Source organism: Rahnella sp. NRRL B-41462 (assembly GCF_003263525.1).
Classification (GTDB): domain Bacteria; phylum Pseudomonadota; class Gammaproteobacteria; order Enterobacterales; family Enterobacteriaceae; genus Rahnella; species Rahnella aceris.
Window position 1 is genome coordinate 16,008 of the sequence record NZ_JYDF01000013.1, and the last position, 18,304, is coordinate 34,311.

Here is an 18,304-nt window from a genome sequence, read left to right on the forward strand (position 1 = left end):
TCTCTACTTAACTCATCGGAGGCATTTATCCGGCTATGGTTGCGTGTGCTACACAGCCGCGCCACTGCATGCAGGATTTAACGCTCTCAAATGCTTTTCTGGTTAACTCTGGCGGATAATTCGGCGGCACTTTCTTTGCGTTCGCTGTAACGGTCAACCAGGTATTCAGCATTGCCACGGGTTAACAACGTAAATTTCATTAGCTCTTCCATCACGTCGACAATGCGGTCGTAATAAGCGGAAGGCTTCATCCTGCCGTTTTCATCGAACTCCAGAAACGCCTTGGCGACGGAGGACTGATTCGGGATGGTGATCATGCGCATCCATCGGCCAAGAATGCGCATCTGATTCAGGGCATTAAACGACTGTGAACCGCCGCTGACCTGCATGATGGCAAGGGTTTTCCCCTGAGATGGGCGAACAGCGCCTACCGATAGCGGGATCCAGTCAATCTGGGCTTTCATGATGCCGGTCATCGCACCGTGGCGTTCAGGTGAACACCAGACCATACCTTCTGACCACATCACAAGCTCACGCAGTTCAAGGACTTTTGGGTGCGTATCCGGCGCATCATCGGGGAGCGGCAGTCCGGAAGGATTGAATATTTTCACTTCGGCACCCATCGCCGTAAGCAGGCGGGCAGCCTCTTCTGTAGCTAACCGGCTGTATGACCGTTCTCGTACTGAACCGTAAAGCATCAAAATTCGCGGGGCGTGGCCGCACGCAGTCAGGGAGAGCCTTTCCGTGCTGATGTGGGTATCGAATATTTCAGGCTGAATGTTGCTAAGTTCGTTCATCGAATCAGACATATTTCGTTCTCTTTGTAGTGTCTTCAACAGGTTTGGTCCTTCTCGGCGCAGCATTCGTCGATAAAGAAGGCCATAATTTCGTTCAGAACCTCATACTGCGGTAAGCAATACAGCGTTCTGCCCTGCCGGTTTTGGCGTACCAGCCCCACCGCAACCAAGGCAGCGACATGATGGCTGAGCGTAGAGGCAGGTATGTCCAGGCGTTTTTGTAACTCACCCACGGGCAGGCCCTCATGCCCCGACTTCACCAACGACTTATACACAGTGAGACGTGTTGGGTGGCCAAGCTCTTTTAGCGCGTTGGCGACGTCATTAAGTTCCATTACAACCCCCTTAATTCTATATTTCTAGAATAATGGAAATATATGAAGAAGCAACACCTCCGAGTTAAATAAAATTCGCAAGGATTCGAAAGCGTACTAATTCTTCAAGACAGTTGCTTGCAGCCGCAGCGGCCCGTCTACAGTGAAGGCACGGCGTTAGCCGTCGCAGCACGGGGCTGCCAGATACTGTTTTTTTACTGGGTTACAGACCTGCAGGGCTGTAACCCTGAAAAAGCGGAGTTTCACGACGTCCTTTTTTGGGGACTCTTGGCGACCGGTTATCCCGGTCGCCTGCTGCATCAGGCCGCTGACAGCAAGAATTTAGCCTGGCTAGACCCGTCGCGCGGGCCATGCTCTGAGTCTCAGTCTTTGAAGGCGTGGTCGAGTTCGTTAACCTGTCTGTAGATTTCCAGCATCTGACCGCTGCACTGGTTCACCACCTGCCCGGCGAGACGCTGAGCCAATTCCTCACTGCCCCAAAAGTATTTCTTTTCAAACGCCCGGAACTGTTCGCGAAGTTCATAGGTGGCGTTCGCCAGCGCCGCCACGTCCGACCGCAGGTCGATATTGTCTGCATAGTTGCTCATGCCATGCTCCGGGAGTGTTGTGAGGCTGAAACCGGCGTCACTGAATGTCTGCGCTGAAATTCAGCCAGACGACGAATGCCTGCCGTGTGGTACTGCTCTAACAGTTCGATGCCAATCCAGCGGCGTCCGCTCTGAGCCGCCGCCACACAGGTCGAACCACTCCCGGCGAAAGGGTCTAACACTATCGCGCCCGGCTGCGTGAAGGACTCAATCCGCGGTTGCAGGATAGATACTGGTTTTTCCGTCGGATGGTGACGGTTGCCGGTGTACTGCCAGGGCATGACGTCCGGGAGCGGTTTTTCCGGCAACGGCGGGCGCCCTTTGGCGAGGACATAGGCGCTTTCGTGCTGATAGCCGACGAATGCGGATTTCGAAGCATAGGTCTTGGTGAAAACAATGTGGCCAACCACGCGAAAGCCGGCGGCTTTCCATGCGGCCATAAACTGATCCACCCGGTTCCAGCCGTAAAAACTGACCGCCAGACTGTCGTTTTTCAGCACCCGGAACATCTCGCGGCTGGCCGGCAGTAACCAGTCCCCCTGTTTATCGTTGGCAATAGACCGCCCTGACCGATCAGTAAATCCCACCAGGTAAGGCGGATCCGTGAGGATAAAATCCACGGAACGGGACGGAAATGTTGACATGACCAGCTGACAGTCACCCTGCATATATCGGGACATAGTGTTACTCACAGAGAGTGCCGGAACCGGCCGGCGCCGTGCCCCCACGACAGACGGGCGCAAAGCGGAGCAGGCAGGTGCGTCCCCGGAAGCCGCAGCGCAAACCCGTCACGGGCTGAATGCGCCGTGACGGGTGCGAACGGGTGAGGAGACGACGGAGTGAACACTTGCAGGCGCAGCGGCCCGGCTACAGTGCGGGCACGGCGTTGGCACTAACGTTAAGGACGTGGAGGGATAGCACGGAAGTGAGCAAATCAGGGCGGCACCGTCAGGTGCTATGGATGTGGAGCAACGCGACATCCTTGGGTGAAAAGCCGCCGGGCACAGGACCGGCGCAGCAAGGTTCACCGACTTATCCCCCGCGAATACCGAAGTTACTCAGTGAATCTGTGGATAACCGAAAGCGGTTTGAAATGAGACGGTAGTCTGCGACGACCGGGGCGGTACGCGAAATGAATGGCAGCAGGACAGACACCGGCCAGGCCGGCCTCTGAGGTCAGACGATGAATGAGGATGACATGCTGTTCGTCGCGGGCGGTTCAGAGGTGGCCACGATGCTCTTCAAGCAGGTCAATCGCCTGCTGCAGCACGCCGGCCGCATAGTTGTCTTCAATGATTTTCGCAAAAGTCAACCGGTCGGCCAGGCATTCCACCAGGGTATCGTGACAGATTTCGTTACCTGTCAGAAAAATGCGGGTCGCCGCGTCAGCGACGGCATCTTTGACGTCCGAGAAGAAAATCCACTCTTTGGGAAAGCGGGGATTAATGACCATTTCATGTCTCCGGCGGGGTTAAACGCTCCTCTTATCATGCATCCGGGTTCTGATGCCGTCCAGCACGACCAGGCAGTCATCTTGAGAATGTCGAAAAACGGTAAAAAAAATCTATCCTGTAAAAACCCGCAACGCTCGCCGCAGACTCGGCTGAGGCGTACCGCAGCACCGCGAGGAACGAACAGCCGCGACGAGGAAGCGTCATATCGTCTGCAACTGATGTGAAAACCGCACACTCCCGGCCTGATGTAGCCATAAAAAAGCCGGCACGCAGACCGGCGGAAAACGATGATCGGCTTTACTTACGGTTTTTCTTCCAGGTTTCAGAGGCCAGAAACGCCGCGCGTACCACCACAATGGCCCAGCACAGCTGCAGGAGTATCTTCACCGGCACACTGAACCCGTCAAATATCAGCAGCGGTACGATAAACAGGCAACTGATGAGAAAACACCACTCCGCCGCGCTTTTGCGCATCCTACCCGTCAGCGTCTCCAGCCCGATGATCCCTTTGCATAACAACATAAATGACATGGTACTCTCCAAAAATCATCCGGCACGCCGGAGGGCTTCAGTCTTTTTTCAGCATGCGTTTGAAATTAGTTCGGGCCTGCCCTTCCCCTTTCGTACTGCCGGTGGTTTCCGGGGGCACTGAAGGGGCAAGCACCTGGCCAGCACAGGCGGCAATGACGTCCTGAATGCTGGCCGTCGTGGGCTGCCATCCCGTCGTTTGCTGAATAATACCCACCAGCTGGTCGGCGGTCAGCTGGCCATCGAACAGCATGGACAACAGATAAGGCAGACGCTTATCCAGCTGGTATAACGCGCTTCCGCCCACGATCGCCGCCCGGAAAAAATCACCACGGGTGCGCAGGGGAACTGACTCGATAATCTCCATCGCCCTGGCATCCTGACTGTCGTCTTCAGGGTGCAAATAGACGGTCAGTTTCTTACGTTTGTCGGTCACGGATAGCGCTCCTTGGAATTAAAGTAAAACAAGTTCGCGAACCAGCGCCGTCTGGGGTTCATTGACCACCACAATACGGTCGGGGGCCAGTTTCCAGGCACGGCGCACGGCAGCCTCAATCAGCGACGCCCCGCCACCCACCAGCCAAACCCGGTTCACCTGGCGGTACGCCGACAACTCATTGACCACCCGTTCCCCGAGTCGCTCGATGGACGAACTTATCATGTCCAGCACATAGTCCACTTTTGACTCATCGTTGACAACTGTGGCGGCAAACTCGCGGTCATGCCGTCGCTGTATCAGTTGATCGGCCACAAAGGCGCTGGTGTCGCTGTTGGCCATACGCAGTGCCGTGAGGGTGGCCTGCGTTACCATCGATACGCCGATCGTAGAATTGCCCTGAATGGCACTGACATCTTCAAACTGCCCCACCAGGACACCGGCATCGAGCGTCGTTCCCCCCAGATCAATTACAAGCGAGGTTTCCAGCGCCCCTACCCCTGCACGTTCCAGCGGCGATATCACGGCAGGCAACGACTCCGGCATGACGTCAACGTGCGCGATGGTGAAAGTTTCGCGCTTGTTCAGCGTTACCGGCCGCAGCAGGTTGTCGATTTTACGCTGTATGTTGGCCTCGTTATGCTGACAGTCGCTGGTGTAGAACTCATTGATGGGTAAGGTGACGGTCAGGCTCACCGGCTGAGGCGGCAAGCCGCAGGTGAGTAGCGCATGATGTACGGCCAACAAATTTGTGTCGCCATACTGGTATTCAATGTTGGTGGTATTGATCGCCTGATGGCTGACGCTGTCAAAGGAGTACTTCAGCCCGTCAATTTCATAATTATACGTTTCACTGCTGCCGATCCCGGCGACCTTCCATCCCGCTTTAAACGAATTCGGCGAGACAGAAGTACAGATTTTATCGCCGTCCCGCCAGGCCAGTTTTACGTTCGTCGAACCGTCGTCACAACCCATCTTTTTCATGATACACCCTTATATTTACTCATTTAGAGTAAATATAATAACCCAAAGAGGACTATTTGCAATTATAAATACTCATTATGAGTATTTATGAATCATCAAAATAGGTTTTCTTGAGATGGAATAAATTTTGCTCAAAGAATATACCCTCGAATTTTTTCCGCCTGAGAAAACAGAGAGCTAGTCAAAAGAAGCCATGCGGCGCTTGCAAGTCGGATTTTTCACACCAATAATACTGTAATTATATACAGTATTGTTAAAAGGAGTTGCCATGCTACTCATCACTCCCGCCGCCATTGATCCGGTGAAGGTTTCGTTGCCCCTGTTTATTGAACGATGCCCCGCCGGCTTTCCCAGCCCTTGTGCCGACTACGCCGACGCAGAACTGGATCTGAACGATTACTGTATAAAGAAAAAATCCTCCACGTTCTTCATCCGGGCGATTGGAAATTCGATGACCGATATCGGTTTGCACAGTGGTGACCTGATGGTCGTAGATAAAGCAGAAGAGCCACATCATGGTGACATTGTGATAGCGGAGATAGACGGTGAATTCACGGTAAAGCGACTGTTACTGACACCTCGCCCAGGGCTTCAGGCCATGAATCCTAACTTTCCGACAATCTATCCAGAGAACTTGCAGATTTTTGGCGTCGTGATGGCTTTTGTGCATAAAACCCGGGGCGGTGAATGATGTTTGCCCTGGCGGACGTAAATTCTTTTTATGCAAGCTGCGAAGCGGTTCTTAACCCAAATCTTCGCGGCAAACCATTGATAATATTGAGTAATAATGATGGCTGTTGCGTGGCGAGATCCGCAGCAGCCAAAAAATTAGGCATAAAAATGGGCATGCCGTGGTTTCAGATCCAGCAGATGTCGTTCCCTGAGAAGGTGTACGCGTTCTCCAGCAACTATTCCTTATATCACTCATTTTCCCAACGGGTGATGAGTCATTTAGAGGAACTTTCGCCACGCGTGGAGCAATACAGTGTGGATGAAATGTTTATTGATATCAGAAGCATCGATAACTGCATGGATTTTGAAACCTTTGGCCACCAGCTGCGCGCGCACGTTCTGAAGGGAACTGGCCTGACAATCGGTGTAGGGATGGGACCCGGCAAAGTTTTGGCCAAAGCCGCTCAGTGGGCCTCGAAGGAATGGCCACAATTTAAGGGTGTGCTGGCTCTCACGCCGGGTAATCCCCGGCGGACTGAAAAATTGTTATCGCTGATGCCCGTTCAGGAAGTCTGGGGCTGCGGAAGCCGGATTTCAAAAAAGCTAAACCTGATGGGTATACACACTGCCCTGCAGCTCGCTCGCGCGAATCCCACTTTTATCAGGAAGAATTTTAGCGTTGTCCTAGAAAGGATATGTCGGGAACTGAACGGCGAAAGCTGTATCAGCCTGGAGGAAGCCCCGCCTGCAAAACAGCAAATTATCTGCAGCCGCTCTTTCGGCGAGAGGATCACAACCTATGAGGCGATGCGTCAGGCCGTCTGCCAGTATGCCGAACGGGCAGCGGAAAAGCTCAGGGGTGAACATCAGTACTGCCGGCATATTTCCGTTTTCGTGAAAACATCACCTTTCGCAGTCAACGAAATCTATTACAGCAACGTGGCCACTGAAAAGCTCACCACACCGACACGAGACACCCGCGATATTATTGCGGCCGCAATGAAGGCACTCGATCGTATCTGGGACGATGGCCGCCGGTACGCAAAGGCCGGAATCATGCTCAATGATTTCACACCAAACGGTGTATCACAGTTGGATTTGTTCGATGAAGTTCAGCCCCGACCTGCCAGTGACGCGTTGATGCACGTTCTCGATGGCATCAATAATTCTGGCCTGGGAAAGGTATGGTTTGCGGGACGTGGGATTGCACCCGAATGGCAGATGAAACGTGACATGCTCTCCCCTGCTTACACTACAAGATGGTCGGATTTACCGGTTGCCTCGATTCGTTGACCCTTCTCTATCTGCGTGTAAATTTTAGCGGCAATACGATATTAAATAAAAATCATTATGATTGTTAAATAATGCCTTTTTAATATTTTAATGATATTAAAATAACTTACATACCATTAATCCATCTCAACATTTAAAATCTGGATTGTGCTTCTGCTCTGCCCACCCCACGCAATTCCCACAGCATGGTCGGACGGGAGTTTTATGCTTGGAATACTTTTAAATAGTAATTTCAAAACTAGGGCTATCGAAGAGTCACCTAAGTGGAGAAAAAGTGACTCTGATGCAATAGCAATTGCATCTATCACAGTTAACCAATGCAAAAAATTTCTCTTTATCTAGTTACCAATCATTTACACCTCAAAAACAAATTATATTAATATTAAAATAATATTATTTAATGATAATTATCTGAGAAAATGCTGGTTTAAAAAGATATTTTACTGCTAGTATAAGAACATCATAAGCACAGCATTTTAATATTAAAATGAGGGTAAAAAATGATTCTTACAGTTGGGAATACTAAAGGTGGTGTAGGGAAAACAACACTTGCAGTGAATATTGCTGCCGCCAGAGCCATGCAAGGCCGTGATGTCCTACTTATTGATGCTGACCGGCAGGAGACAGCACAGACGGCGATCAGCATAAGAGCACAAAACGATATCCAACCAGGTATCGCATGCTCGGCTTATGCTGATGGCCCGATTCTGCGCTCACAACTTATGCAGCAAAAAGCAAAGTATGATGATGTGATCATTGATGCTGGCGGCAGGGACTCAACAGCATTGCGTGCAGCACTCGTTTTGACAGATGTCCTTTTAGTTCCCTACCGTCCAGGCAGTTTTGATGTATGGGCTTTGCAGGATATTTCAGACCTAATTACAGAGGCACGTAGTGTGCGTGACGGGTTGAAAGCTTACTCAATCATTAACGTTGCCGATGCAAATCGTAACTCAATAGACAATAGAGAAGCTGCAGCCATCTTTACCGATTACCCGGAGCTTGAGTTTATCCCTGAACATATTGTTGGCCGTAAAGCATTTTCAAATGCTGCTGGTTCAGGCCAATGCGTCTTTGAATATAAGCCACAAGATGCTAAAGCTAATCTGGAACTTACTACCCTCATAAGCATCCTATTTAACAATCAATAAAACATCATATTAATATTAAGGTGATATGAAATGGCAATTACAAAACCACCAAAAAAAACAAATGAAGCCAACGCTAAACTAGATGCTTTCATCGAAGGTGCTCCAGATGGCCAGTCAGCCAAAAAGAAAGGTGTCATTAAAGGGAAAAAACAACAAATCACGTTAACTATCACCCCAGATATCCTTGACCAATTAGACCAGAAAGCAGGAGACCTAGGGCTTTCGCGCGCGGCTCTGATCAACATCGGGATCCGGCATGTACTTAATGAAGGCGCAATGATTGGTGGGAAGAAAGACTAGAGGATATTCTCTATCGTTTCTTTTAACACTTATAATACTATCATTATGATATTAAATTGATTGTTTTTTAGATGCGTAATAATGGTTAAACACGTACATAAAATGCAGACTTTGTTGTTTGGTGAGATATACACACTCCTAGTAAATTTAGCCAGATTTTGGAAATTATTGATGACCATTCTGGTGACAGACGAAGTGTATACATGTGGAGAGGGCAGGGTGATGTGAGTTGGGCAATACATAGTTCAGCATATCGCCGTCTCTTGAAAGAAAGACGCTGGGAAGAGCCACCTTCTGAGGTGACGATGCGCGATTATGAAAGAGATCTGCTACTTAACGCTTGGCATCAGGGCTATGGCTATGAAAATGGCAGGAAGTTGACTGATTTTGAGTTACTGGCAAAGCTTCAACACCATGGTGCTGCAACTAGGCTGATCGATGTATCAAGAAATATGTTAGTGGCTTTATGGTTCGCTTGCAGATCGCAAACTGACAAAACAGGCATTCTACTGGGATGGCATATAAGTAATATTCTGGGTTTTGAAGGTCGTTCTGAAGAAAGGGGATATAACGAAATTTTTGGGGCAGGGGACACTAAAGGTCTTGATACGGGCTCACATCCTGTTGTCTGGCAACCACCTGTAGTGAACCGCCCCGGTAATCCTGGAGACTACATTCTTTGAGAGAGGTAACCAGGATGACAAAACATAACCGATTTCCCCCTGAAGTTCGTCAACGCGCTATTCGTATGGTTCTGGAAAACCAGAATACCTACAACTCACAATGGGCCGCTATCTGCTCCATTGCCCCTAAGATCGGCTGCACTCCCGAGACATTGCGTATCTGGATCCGTCAGCAGGAGCCCGTTGGTGATGAGCAGAATGCGCTGACTGCCAGCGAACGCCAGCGTCTGAAAGAACTGGAGCGGGAAGTCCGCGAGCTGCGCCGCAGCAATGATATTCTGCGTCAGGCTTCAGCGTATTTTGCCCAGGCGGAGCTCGACCGCCACTGGAAAAAATAATGCCGCTTCTGGAAAATCTGAGCGGTGAACACGGGGTCGGGCCAGTCTGTCATGAGCTGGATATTGCTCCGTCAACGTACTACTGGCATCAGCAACGCCGGAAGTGTCCTGAACGACGCAGTAGTCGGGATAAACGCGATGCCGTGCTGATACCTGAGATACAGCGCGTATACGAAGAAAACTACAGCGTTTACGGTGTGCGTAAGGTCTGGCGACAGCTAAAACGTGAAGGTGTCGGCGTTGCCCGCTGCACCATTGAGCGCCTGATGAAAGCCCTGCAGCTACGTGGGGTGACACGCGGCAAAAGTGTCAGAACCACCCGCAGCAACAAAGCCGAAACACCGCAGGATCGGGTGAACCGGCAGTTCGTGGCTGAACGGCCCGATAGTCTTTGGGTGGCCGATTTTACCTACGTCAGCACCTGGCAGGGGTTCGCATATGTGGCCTTCATCATTGATGTGTTCGCCGGTGTTATCGTGGGCTGGCGGGTCTCATCCACGATGGAAACGTCGTTCGTGCTGGATGCACTGGAGCAGGCGCTGTGGGCCAGACGCCCGAGCGGTACCATCCATCACAGCGACAAAGGTTCGCAATATGTGTCACTGGCGTACACGCAACGGCTGCAGGACGCGGAGCTGCTGGCTTCAACAGGCAGCACGGGCGACTCATATGACAATGCGATGGCAGAAAGTATCAACGGGTTGTACAAAGCGGAGGTGATCCACAGGCAAAGCTGGAAAACCCGACAGGATGTTGAGCTGGCTACGCTGAAATGGGTGGACTGGTACAATAATCACCGATTGATGGAACGGACCGGATATATCCCGCCAGTGGAGGCAGAAAAAGCCTATTACGCTTCGCTGAATGACCGGGATGTGGCAGCCTGATCACTCAGGCAAAATACTCTCCAGGAAAACCGGAGCGGTTCAGTAGTAACAAAAAGAATTGCAGCTCAAAGCGCTGAATTTTTATACAGCAGAGTTTGTGATGACCCAGTAAGTAGTTTGGCGTTTATAAAAGAAAAGAAGGCATTCCTGGCGATTGGTCTTACGCCGGAAATGAAAAGCGTTTGTTTAAGGATCCTCGAAGATAGCTTTGATGTACGCCAGTTAACTTTGTTCCCTGATATCGACGGTTTTGGTTATGCCAACAGTGAAAATTTTGGACGTTACAGTAACGAAAGATGGTGAACGAATAGGAGAAGATCCCTTTCATCCGTTCCGAACTGAAGAGTGGATCTAGTCAGAGTCTTCTGGATCAATAAGTTATCCACATATACACCTGATATTACAATTCTTAAGATCATAATTAGATCATATTAAAGAAAAACAGATCACCAGCCTCGTATTCTATTGAAAACATTACTTAAATCGGCACATTGAGCGGTTACTTTCATAAAAAAAGCGGTTACTTTCATAAATTTAGCGTTTACTTTCATAATAAAGGCGGTTATTTTCATAACCTTTAGGCGGTTACTTTCATAAAAAGTTCTCAAATTTCAAATACGGTGTGGATAAATGGAAAACTCTAATGATATCAATCCACCAGAAAGTCCATTCGCGATCATCAAGAAAGATTCAGGCACAGCTTATGAACTGATCCCGAACAGCAGCAAAACTGTCCAGCCTGTAGCACTACTTAGATTGAGTGTGTTTACCCCTGTTTCACCTAAGGAAAAGGGGAAGCGGGAATTTCTGATTGATGCGTCAGAAGAACTTTCCAGCTTAGAGGTTGCCAGGCAGGAAGGGTATACAAATATCAAGATTCAGGGCGCCAAGCTCGGTATGTCCACTGATTTCAAAACGTGGATAGGGATCATCTCTGCCTTTTCAAAATACGGTTATTCCAGTGAAAAAATAACCTTACCGTTCTCAGAATTTGCCCGGATGTGTGGTTTAAAGCCCACAGACATCAATGGACGTGCCAGAACACGTCTCAGTGACTCTTTGTTCAATTTATCGAGTGTTACCCTGGCATTTCGCAGCAAAGATGGCAAACGCTCCCTGGTGACGCATTTGGTACAACGTGCGGTGTTAGATATGGACGCTGATCTGGTTGAAATTGTTGGGGACCCAAGTCTATGGGAACTGTACAGATATGATCACAAGGTTTTGCTTGGTCTAAAAGCCCTTTCAGAGTTATCCCGTAAAGAAGCAGCTCAGTCCCTGTATGTGTACTTTGAAAGTATGCCCCCATCTACATTGTTTGTTTCAATGAAACGCCTCCGGGAGCGTCTGGCGATGGAATCGCAAGTAAAAGACCAAAACGCGACGATCCGCAGGGCAATGACTGATTTGAAGAAAATCGGCTACATAGACTATACAGAGACGAAAAAGGGGAGGGAGATCATGTTCATCATCCATACCCGCTCTCCAAAGCTTGGGCTCGCTTCTTCATAAAAGCGGTCACTTTCATAACGCACTGCAAGAAAGGCGGTTACTTTCATAAACGGCATTCGTTAAGCGGTCACTTTCATAAGTTACAGCAAAATTGGCGGTATACGCCGGTGTTTAAGAGTGAATTATGTACTGACTGTGATGCATTCTTATGAAAGCAGCATCTCTTTTCAAAGGCATTATGAAAGTGACCGCTTTCCATTATGAAAGTAGTCACCTTATGCCTAAGGGATGGAACATAGAATACAATGAAAATAATATTAAATTGATGTTGAAATTAAATCATATTGATATTTTTATGACTTGTACTATGCATCCCGACACTTTCACATTAATGATTTTAAAGTCGTGAGATAAGATTACCGCTCATGAGTACCTCTATTTTTAAGTCATCTTAACTACTTGGAAGCGTCTGTTAAACCTGTGGCGATGCAGATTTGAAAATGGCAAGTTACCAAAAAATTGGATTTGCATACTTAAAGATGGTGATTTTAAATGAAAGAAATAACTAATTGAAAAATATAATTTTAACGAAATAAATGTCATGTGACTCATGAAATGAGAGGCGGGAGTTAAATGAATGTAACGGTTAATAGATACACTCCTCCAGGGCTGGTTGAGGGAACACACTATCTAATCAGCATTGTTAAAGACGTAGGGGTTGAGTGTAAGTTTGTTGTGGAAATTGTAAGACTTCCGGAAGAAATGCACCCGTTTTTCTATGACCAATATAATGCCGATAAGATCGAAAACGATTTCTATGTGGTCAATTTCTTCGATTATGTGATATTCAAACAAGACGAGGGAGTGTACAGATATACGCCGGTTGTAAACATGAAATTTACTTTCAAGGAGATGAGAGAGTTTGTAAATGATGGCTTAGCTGTAGCGGTCTTTGATTACATTGAAAATAATAACTTTGGAGCAATAGTGGCCATCCCTATGGATAGGGGGCTATCCTGGATGTACAACAAGGTTTTACGTGAAAATGAGCAAAATTTAGGCTACAATTATAACCAATCTTATATGGAGCAACATATTCATGTCATCGAACCGTAATTTTACATCCACGTCCGAACGCCCAAAAAACGGATACAGCCGTGATGATGTTTTGCGCATTGCTTCAGATTACAAGAATATGCGCATCAAGTTGATATCAGAAGCTGCGAAGTTATGTGGAAAAGAAGTAGGCGAAATTGGCGAAGTTGTTTCTCCGAGAACTAAGAAAAAAGACAGCCTTGCTGGTTTTGAATCTCCGTTGAAAAGAAAGAATGTTAAGAAAACTTAAAAGCGTGGGCAAGTGCCCCGCTTTCCACCCCCTACCTGTTACTTCAAAAAATCAAATCAGCGTTAAATCTAGACTGCACAGTCTATAGCCATGATTAAGTTGAATTTATTCATCATATTCCCTTTTCATGGGAAACGTGCCTTCAGGAGTGCAAGCAAACAGGAACTACTTCCTTAGCTACTCCAGCACAGCGCTCGCTATTTCATCCAACTTCTGACGTAACTTACTTTGCGCACTCGAACTATTATTATTAAATCTGGTATATAGTTCCTTTTCTATAAGGAACGTACGTTGAGTCTCTGCGTCAGACTTGTGGCCCGTTTTGGTCAGATTAAATCTAATGAATTTTTTCTTATCTTTGAGCAACTCCCCCGTATGAAGGTAGCGATGCCCCAGCTTTTCATACAGGTGCTGGCTTCCTCTAGTTTCGACAGACACCTTCTTTCCCTCTCTGTTGAGGATAGATGTAAGGTACTCTTCATACAAATTGTCGGCTGAGCTATATGGTTCCACGATAATGACATCAACAATTTCTTTGGGCTTCTGATCTATGGTTAAAGGGGAAAAATCATCAGGGTGGAAAAGCAAACTCATCAATGTATGAAAATCTTGCGTTAAGTCGTACAACTGGCCAGCCGGTGGTTTCGCACGAGGAGGAAGCGATACTTCTTTTATTAACCCCCAATTTCTAAGAGTACTTACAGCCTGGAGAGTCATACCTCTTTCCATTGAGGTAAGTTTAAGTTCGGCTTCATCTAGCGAGAGAGTACCTATAATCGGTACTGTTTTGCGGATCTTCAGTTCCCTAGCAAACTCGATCTGGTAGCAGGTTAGTTCGCTTGTCATGCGGATGAGATGATAGCGCATTTTGGGGGGAAGCGTTTCCATATCAATACGACCAAGACCCAGCGTAAGACGTGTGTAATATTCAGTTTTTGCTGCCTCATCATCTGCAACGAGTTTGCGAACCACCGTCAGTACTTCTTCCTCTCGAAATTCAACATCTTCAACGTAATCGTAAGCCAAGCCCAGAGCGTAATCTTTTAGACGCTTTTGCCGCTCCTCCTGTTCAATATCGGCCAGGCCTCGCAATAATTTATCGCTAGCATTGACCATACCTCCCACACCGGGTAGGCCTTTTGCAGACTCAACGAACAAATCTAGGACAAGTTTTTTGAGACGTGGGGTAAATATTTTTTTCAATTCGTCCATGGCTCTTCTCTTTTCGTAATTACGGTTCCCCTATCAGGAGACCTGCTGAGCTATAAAATAGGGTCGGAATAGACTGTTAAACACCTACGCCTGAAAACACAACTTGGTGGTTTTCAAAAATCATCTTAACAATGGCGTGACAGGGACCACTTTTCCAACGAGGATTAACTGGATATCCATTTCAAGCGCGCTTCCAAACGAATGCACCAAGTTGATGATGAAGAGGCAAATTAATATCATTTTCCTACTATGAACAGTAACAAATGCTCATCATCTTAATTAAGATTAAATTAAGGAGTGAGTCAGCGATGTGACATTTATGCATGCCTATATGTACGGCAATGTTGTCGTGGCAAAGTACCTCTGACTTTGATAAAAATTTTCCTCCCGTTACCGACATTCTTCATCTTCATGTAAATAATGGGCCCGAAAACATAATTTTTTCAAGGAAAATGCGAATGTCTGCCGATTTACACAATCAGTCTGAAAATGTCAGGCAATTACTCATAGATAAACTGCACGACTGGAAAGATGGCGTCAGCCCGGCATGGAATTCAACCTGGCCGGTTTTTGACCGCCTTATCACTCGTCATCATGAAATGTTCGCGGTCTATGAGGAGCTGGCTGAGCGGGGGATCACAGGAACCAGACTCTGGATTTTGCTGGAGCAGCTTATTTTTGCCGCAAGCTTTGGTACCGAGGAAAAGCATGCCCGCTTGCGCTCAGATTTCCGGGAACTTACCGCTCTCAATGAGGCCATTAGCGAAGCAAGCATCAGGCTGGCGACCATGCTTGAGCGCCGGTCTGAATTACTGAACCTCAGTGGCCATTTCTACTGCGAGCGGCTGGTAAGCCTGACTGAACTAATTGATGAAGCAGGTAAAGATAATGGCTATTATCAGTCATCTCTCAAAAGTAAGCTTGCACTGCTTAATGTTTATGACCTGAAGCACTGGCCAGCAGTTGAAGATATACTGCATGTAATGGGATTGGAAGAAGTAATCACTGAGTTCGCTGATGACGCCACTGAGGCTATCATTAATGCCCGCCGCCCTTCTTTGACGGATTATTTCAGGGAGCTGTTTGACCGTATTAATGATCAAAAAAATGGATTGGTTGGATATTCATTACCCCGTGGCTTCAATTTGTCAGATGAAACCCTCGCAACGATATGCAACATTACTCGCAATCTTAATTCAGAGGAAACCGTTGATGCAGCTTACGTTAAGCGAACCCGCCATCGGCTAAAAGAGCAGGGCGTGGTGACCGGGTGGTAATAACAAAACCATCCGGCCAATGGCATTAAAATCGAGCGTGCTCCTGGGCAGTCCTGATTTCCCTTATGACTTCTGGATGTTGCCCCCCGGCGTCTATGCGAGCAAGCCGTTGTTCTATTACCTCTTCATCGCCAAGAAATTCACTAAGCCTGTTAAGGTCCAGACTCAGGTAACGACCTATATCACTGCTGATGCCACGCCCTCTTAAGCGCATAAGCAACTGCAGCAGTCCATTATCGGTTTGAATAACCTTTTCAGCCCAGATTCTGACACGTTCCGCTTTATCGATGTCGCTCCAGGCATAAAGGTACGACAGGAGATCGTCCGTATTTAAAAGACGGCTCTGAATCTCGTCCTTGTTCAACCGTTCAGCAAGCCCTGGCAACAACCCCTTCAGTTCTTCATCGAACAGTACCCTGTCATTCTCTACCACCTGTCTGTTTCCGACCACCCCATTTTGCCACAGCTGATGTCGCACATATCTTGCAATCCATGACCAAGCAGTTCCCTCTACACAGATGTTTTGGAGGACAGCTATTGAGGCTGCCCTGTCTTCCTGACACATTCTTTGTATTAACCGGTCGACAACCCCGTACAAATCGAGATCATACGCTGCAAACCACACGTTTAATTCATGATAGCGCTGTATTACGGTATCGCTGTAATCAAAGAAAAATCTCACCAACCCTTCGCAGGCCTTCGCGCTTTGCGTGGCCACCATCGGTAGAGAAAGCTGGCTGAGAATGTGCTCAAACCAGGTGCGTGAGGACACATTATTGCTGTCGATTTTCCCCAGTAATAGTTCCGCCATCGCCGCTTGTTGTGCCGGGTCAGCCGCCTGATGGAACAGGTCATCAAAAAACGCTGGGGGTAGCACATTCTGTGGAGAGGAGAAGGCGAAGTAGTAACGCCAATAAGCACCGCTGGCAAGGCGCTTATTGGCCGTCATCTCAGCGCGTTCGCGATCCCCCGTTTGGGAAAAAAGTGTAATGTTTTCGTTGTCATAGCCAGCTATCCCCGGGATCCAATCTCTGAGATGGTAGGCCGTGCGCGCCGTTGAGGGAGGAAAATGGGCCAGATGTGCAATAAGTGCGTCTTTCAGCCCGGTTTGTTCTTCTTCACTGACGCTGCCGTCACCTGAGTCGACGACAGCACGCTCCGTCAGATACTGCTCTATCCAGTCATAGAGGCTGGCGTTACTGATACGGATAAGCTGCAGCAGGCACAGGTCGGGCAGATAAACGTAATCGCGCACCCCTGCGTAGCGAAATCTCAGTATATTAAGAACCAGCTTCACCTCCCGCGGCGTGGACAACGCGGCGCCGTAGACATCCGTCACGCGGGCAAGATCGGCCAACAGGTCCTCTCCGGCACTGTTGCCGTTAACGTCCTGATAAAGTTCAGTCACGCCGCTGATGAATTCCCGCCGCAGGCTAAAAGCCTCCGGACGAGGCAGGCTGAACGAAATCTGCACGATTTTTTGCAGGTAGGCAGCACCGTCCGTGACACCCAGACCGGTCTGAATGGCATGGGCCAGCACCGATTTGTCGTAAGACAGGATATAGCGAAATCGGGGAAAATCCGCCACGGATTTCACCAGGCGCACGACTTCTACGGTCTGTGCTGGCTCCAGCCGGTCCAGGTCGTCCATTACGACGATAAAACTCAGATCCAGCGCGGTAATTTTATCGCCAATTTCGGCGCGCAGCTCGGCGGTCGTCTTTCTGTTCGTCAGAAACTCTGCGTCTGAGTAGGCCTTCAATGCCCCACTGGCGTTGGGCATGCCGGGTACCAGCGCGGCAATTTCGGCTACCGGAGCTAGGTGGCGAGCGGTCGACTGGCTGTATCGCAACACGGTCGATGCCGTGTCAGTCAGCGTTTTCTTTCGCTTCAGGCGTCTGAGCGCTGAGGCCGATAACGCGCGCTTCTCTTCTTCCGCAATAATGGCCGCGACCGGCAAAAGCAGGGATTCAACGGGACTCATTCTCCCACCGTCCAGCCAGGGCGACACGGACAGCACAAAGGTCCGCTCATGCAGTCCGGCCTCGAGGGCAAGACGCAATAAATTGAGCAGGCTGGTTTTACCTGAGCCCCAGACTCCCTCAATGCCGATCACGGCGCTGCCGTCCCGGCCTAATCCCTCGATGGCGAGTGCCAGCTGCTTCGCGACGTGGGTAAACCCATACCGGTCCTCGGCCTGGCAGTGCACGGCGGCATCAAGGTCTGCATTGATGCGTGTGCCGTCTCCTCTCTGTTCATCTGTCATGTTACAAATCTCCGTACAAAGTACGTAGGGTTGCCACGGCGCTGGCTAATTCTCCGTTCGGCGAAAGTGCTCAGCAAACTGCACACAGCGTACGAACGACATCTACCGGTCAGAACCAGTTACAGGCGCGGGAGCTAGTCGCCGACTGCGGCGGGAAAATCGCCGCGCGAACCGTCTACCCGGATGTCCAAGTGCAGATCGCCCGCAGTGAGGGTTTGAATTATTTCCTGCAGCGACCGCAGATAGAAGTTTTGTGTTGCTCGAAGCACCACTGCAGTTGGTGTGTAATGATGTTATGGACGCCCCT

20 protein-coding genes and 1 other annotated feature are annotated in these 18,304 nt (G+C 48.8%); of the genes, 11 read left to right on the forward strand and 9 right to left on the reverse strand.

Annotated features, from left to right (window positions below):
• Positions 1 to 86: 86 nt before the first annotated feature.
• The 4 genes from arsH to UC14_RS04545 form a co-directional block, all read right to left on the reverse strand.
• Positions 87 to 797 (reverse strand): arsenical resistance protein ArsH, encoded by a 711-nt coding sequence (arsH, locus tag UC14_RS04530; RefSeq protein ID WP_112197316.1) that lies wholly within the window; start codon positions 795 to 797, stop codon positions 87 to 89.
• 35 nt (positions 798 to 832) lie between these two features.
• Positions 833 to 1,132, reverse strand: coding sequence for a helix-turn-helix transcriptional regulator (locus UC14_RS04535; protein ID WP_112197298.1), 300 nt, complete (start codon positions 1,130 to 1,132; stop codon positions 833 to 835).
• A gap of 362 nt (positions 1,133 to 1,494) precedes the next feature.
• Positions 1,495 to 1,719, reverse strand: a complete 225-nt coding sequence (locus UC14_RS04540) for a hypothetical protein (protein ID WP_112197299.1) — start codon at positions 1,717 to 1,719, stop codon at positions 1,495 to 1,497.
• Positions 1,716 to 2,399: a DNA methyltransferase gene (locus UC14_RS04545; RefSeq protein WP_112197300.1), complete on the reverse strand. Its 684-nt coding sequence runs from the start codon at positions 2,397 to 2,399 to the stop codon at positions 1,716 to 1,718. Before UC14_RS04545 ends, UC14_RS04540 begins: the two co-directional genes overlap by 4 nt.
• 503 nt (positions 2,400 to 2,902) lie before the next feature.
• On the opposite strand from UC14_RS04545, the gene UC14_RS26690 reads away from it, so the two are divergent.
• Positions 2,903 to 3,397, forward strand: coding sequence for a hypothetical protein (locus UC14_RS26690; protein ID WP_157962074.1), 495 nt, complete (start codon positions 2,903 to 2,905; stop codon positions 3,395 to 3,397).
• Positions 3,398 to 3,470: 73 nt separating this feature from the next.
• Here the strand turns inward: UC14_RS26690 and UC14_RS04555 are convergent, their stop codons facing one another.
• Genes UC14_RS04555 through parM form a run of 3 tightly spaced genes read right to left on the reverse strand, consistent with a single transcriptional unit; the run spans position 3,471 to position 5,121 of the window.
• Positions 3,471 to 3,704: a hypothetical protein gene (locus tag UC14_RS04555; protein WP_013578325.1), complete on the reverse strand. Its 234-nt coding sequence runs from the start codon at positions 3,702 to 3,704 to the stop codon at positions 3,471 to 3,473.
• 37 nt (positions 3,705 to 3,741) lie between these two features.
• A complete protein-coding gene (locus UC14_RS04560) occupies positions 3,742 to 4,137 on the reverse strand; it encodes a plasmid partitioning/stability family protein (protein WP_112197302.1) in 396 nt (131 codons plus the stop codon).
• An 18-nt stretch (positions 4,138 to 4,155) separates the two neighbouring features.
• Complete coding sequence (gene parM, locus UC14_RS04565; RefSeq protein WP_112197303.1) at positions 4,156 to 5,121, reverse strand: plasmid segregation protein ParM domain-containing protein; 966 nt, start codon at positions 5,119 to 5,121, stop codon at positions 4,156 to 4,158.
• 268 nt (positions 5,122 to 5,389) lie between these two features.
• Here parM and umuD point away from each other — a divergent pair, with 268 nt between their 5' ends.
• The 9 genes from umuD (at position 5,390) to UC14_RS26695 (ending at position 13,242) form a co-directional block, all read left to right on the forward strand.
• Positions 5,390 to 5,812, forward strand: a complete 423-nt coding sequence (gene umuD, locus UC14_RS04570; protein ID WP_112197304.1) for a translesion error-prone DNA polymerase V autoproteolytic subunit — start codon at positions 5,390 to 5,392, stop codon at positions 5,810 to 5,812.
• The gene (locus UC14_RS04575; RefSeq protein ID WP_112197317.1) at positions 5,812 to 7,086 is read left to right on the forward strand and encodes a Y-family DNA polymerase; all 1,275 of its coding nucleotides are present in this window, start codon (positions 5,812 to 5,814) and stop codon (positions 7,084 to 7,086) included. The genes umuD and UC14_RS04575 overlap by 1 nt, the downstream gene beginning before the upstream one ends.
• Before the next feature lie 500 nt (positions 7,087 to 7,586).
• Entirely contained in the window at positions 7,587 to 8,237 is a 651-nt protein-coding gene (locus UC14_RS04580; RefSeq protein ID WP_112197305.1) for an AAA family ATPase, read from the forward strand.
• Positions 8,238 to 8,267: 30 nt separating this feature from the next.
• Positions 8,268 to 8,537 (forward strand): ribbon-helix-helix domain-containing protein, encoded by a 270-nt coding sequence (locus UC14_RS04585; protein WP_112197306.1) that lies wholly within the window; start codon positions 8,268 to 8,270, stop codon positions 8,535 to 8,537.
• Positions 8,538 to 8,740: 203 nt separating this feature from the next.
• Complete coding sequence (locus tag UC14_RS04590) at positions 8,741 to 9,220, forward strand: FRG domain-containing protein (RefSeq protein WP_112197307.1); 480 nt, start codon at positions 8,741 to 8,743, stop codon at positions 9,218 to 9,220.
• Positions 9,221 to 9,234: 14 nt separating this feature from the next.
• Positions 9,235 to 10,445 (forward strand): IS3 family transposase gene (locus UC14_RS04595; protein WP_370447455.1). Its coding sequence is split into 2 segments (ribosomal slippage): positions 9,235 to 9,520 and positions 9,520 to 10,445, totalling 1,212 coding nucleotides; the frame shifts between segments, so codons are not numbered across the junction.
• Positions 9,513 to 9,629 (forward strand) — a sequence feature (AL1L pseudoknot). (Overlaps the previous gene by 117 nt.)
• 630 nt (positions 10,446 to 11,075) lie before the next feature.
• Positions 11,076 to 11,957 (forward strand): RepB family plasmid replication initiator protein, encoded by an 882-nt coding sequence (locus tag UC14_RS04600; protein ID WP_112197309.1) that lies wholly within the window; start codon positions 11,076 to 11,078, stop codon positions 11,955 to 11,957.
• 573 nt (positions 11,958 to 12,530) lie between these two features.
• Positions 12,531 to 13,013 carry a hypothetical protein gene (locus tag UC14_RS04610; protein ID WP_112197311.1) on the forward strand — a complete coding sequence of 161 codons (483 nt, stop codon included), beginning with the start codon at positions 12,531 to 12,533 and terminating at the stop codon, positions 13,011 to 13,013.
• Positions 12,997 to 13,242, forward strand: a complete 246-nt coding sequence (locus UC14_RS26695; protein ID WP_157962076.1) for a hypothetical protein — start codon at positions 12,997 to 12,999, stop codon at positions 13,240 to 13,242. The genes UC14_RS04610 and UC14_RS26695 overlap by 17 nt, the downstream gene beginning before the upstream one ends.
• 177 nt (positions 13,243 to 13,419) lie before the next feature.
• Here UC14_RS26695 and UC14_RS04615 read toward each other — a convergent pair whose 3' ends face one another.
• A complete protein-coding gene (locus UC14_RS04615; protein ID WP_112197312.1) occupies positions 13,420 to 14,454 on the reverse strand; it encodes a hypothetical protein in 1,035 nt (344 codons plus the stop codon).
• A 458-nt stretch (positions 14,455 to 14,912) separates the two neighbouring features.
• Here UC14_RS04615 and UC14_RS04620 point away from each other — a divergent pair, with 458 nt between their 5' ends.
• Positions 14,913 to 15,731 (forward strand): hypothetical protein, encoded by an 819-nt coding sequence (locus tag UC14_RS04620; protein WP_112197313.1) that lies wholly within the window; start codon positions 14,913 to 14,915, stop codon positions 15,729 to 15,731.
• 25 nt (positions 15,732 to 15,756) lie between these two features.
• Here UC14_RS04620 and UC14_RS04625 read toward each other — a convergent pair whose 3' ends face one another.
• A complete protein-coding gene (locus UC14_RS04625; RefSeq protein ID WP_112197314.1) occupies positions 15,757 to 17,997 on the reverse strand; it encodes a P-loop NTPase fold protein in 2,241 nt (746 codons plus the stop codon).
• Positions 17,998 to 18,304: the final 307 nt, after the last annotated feature.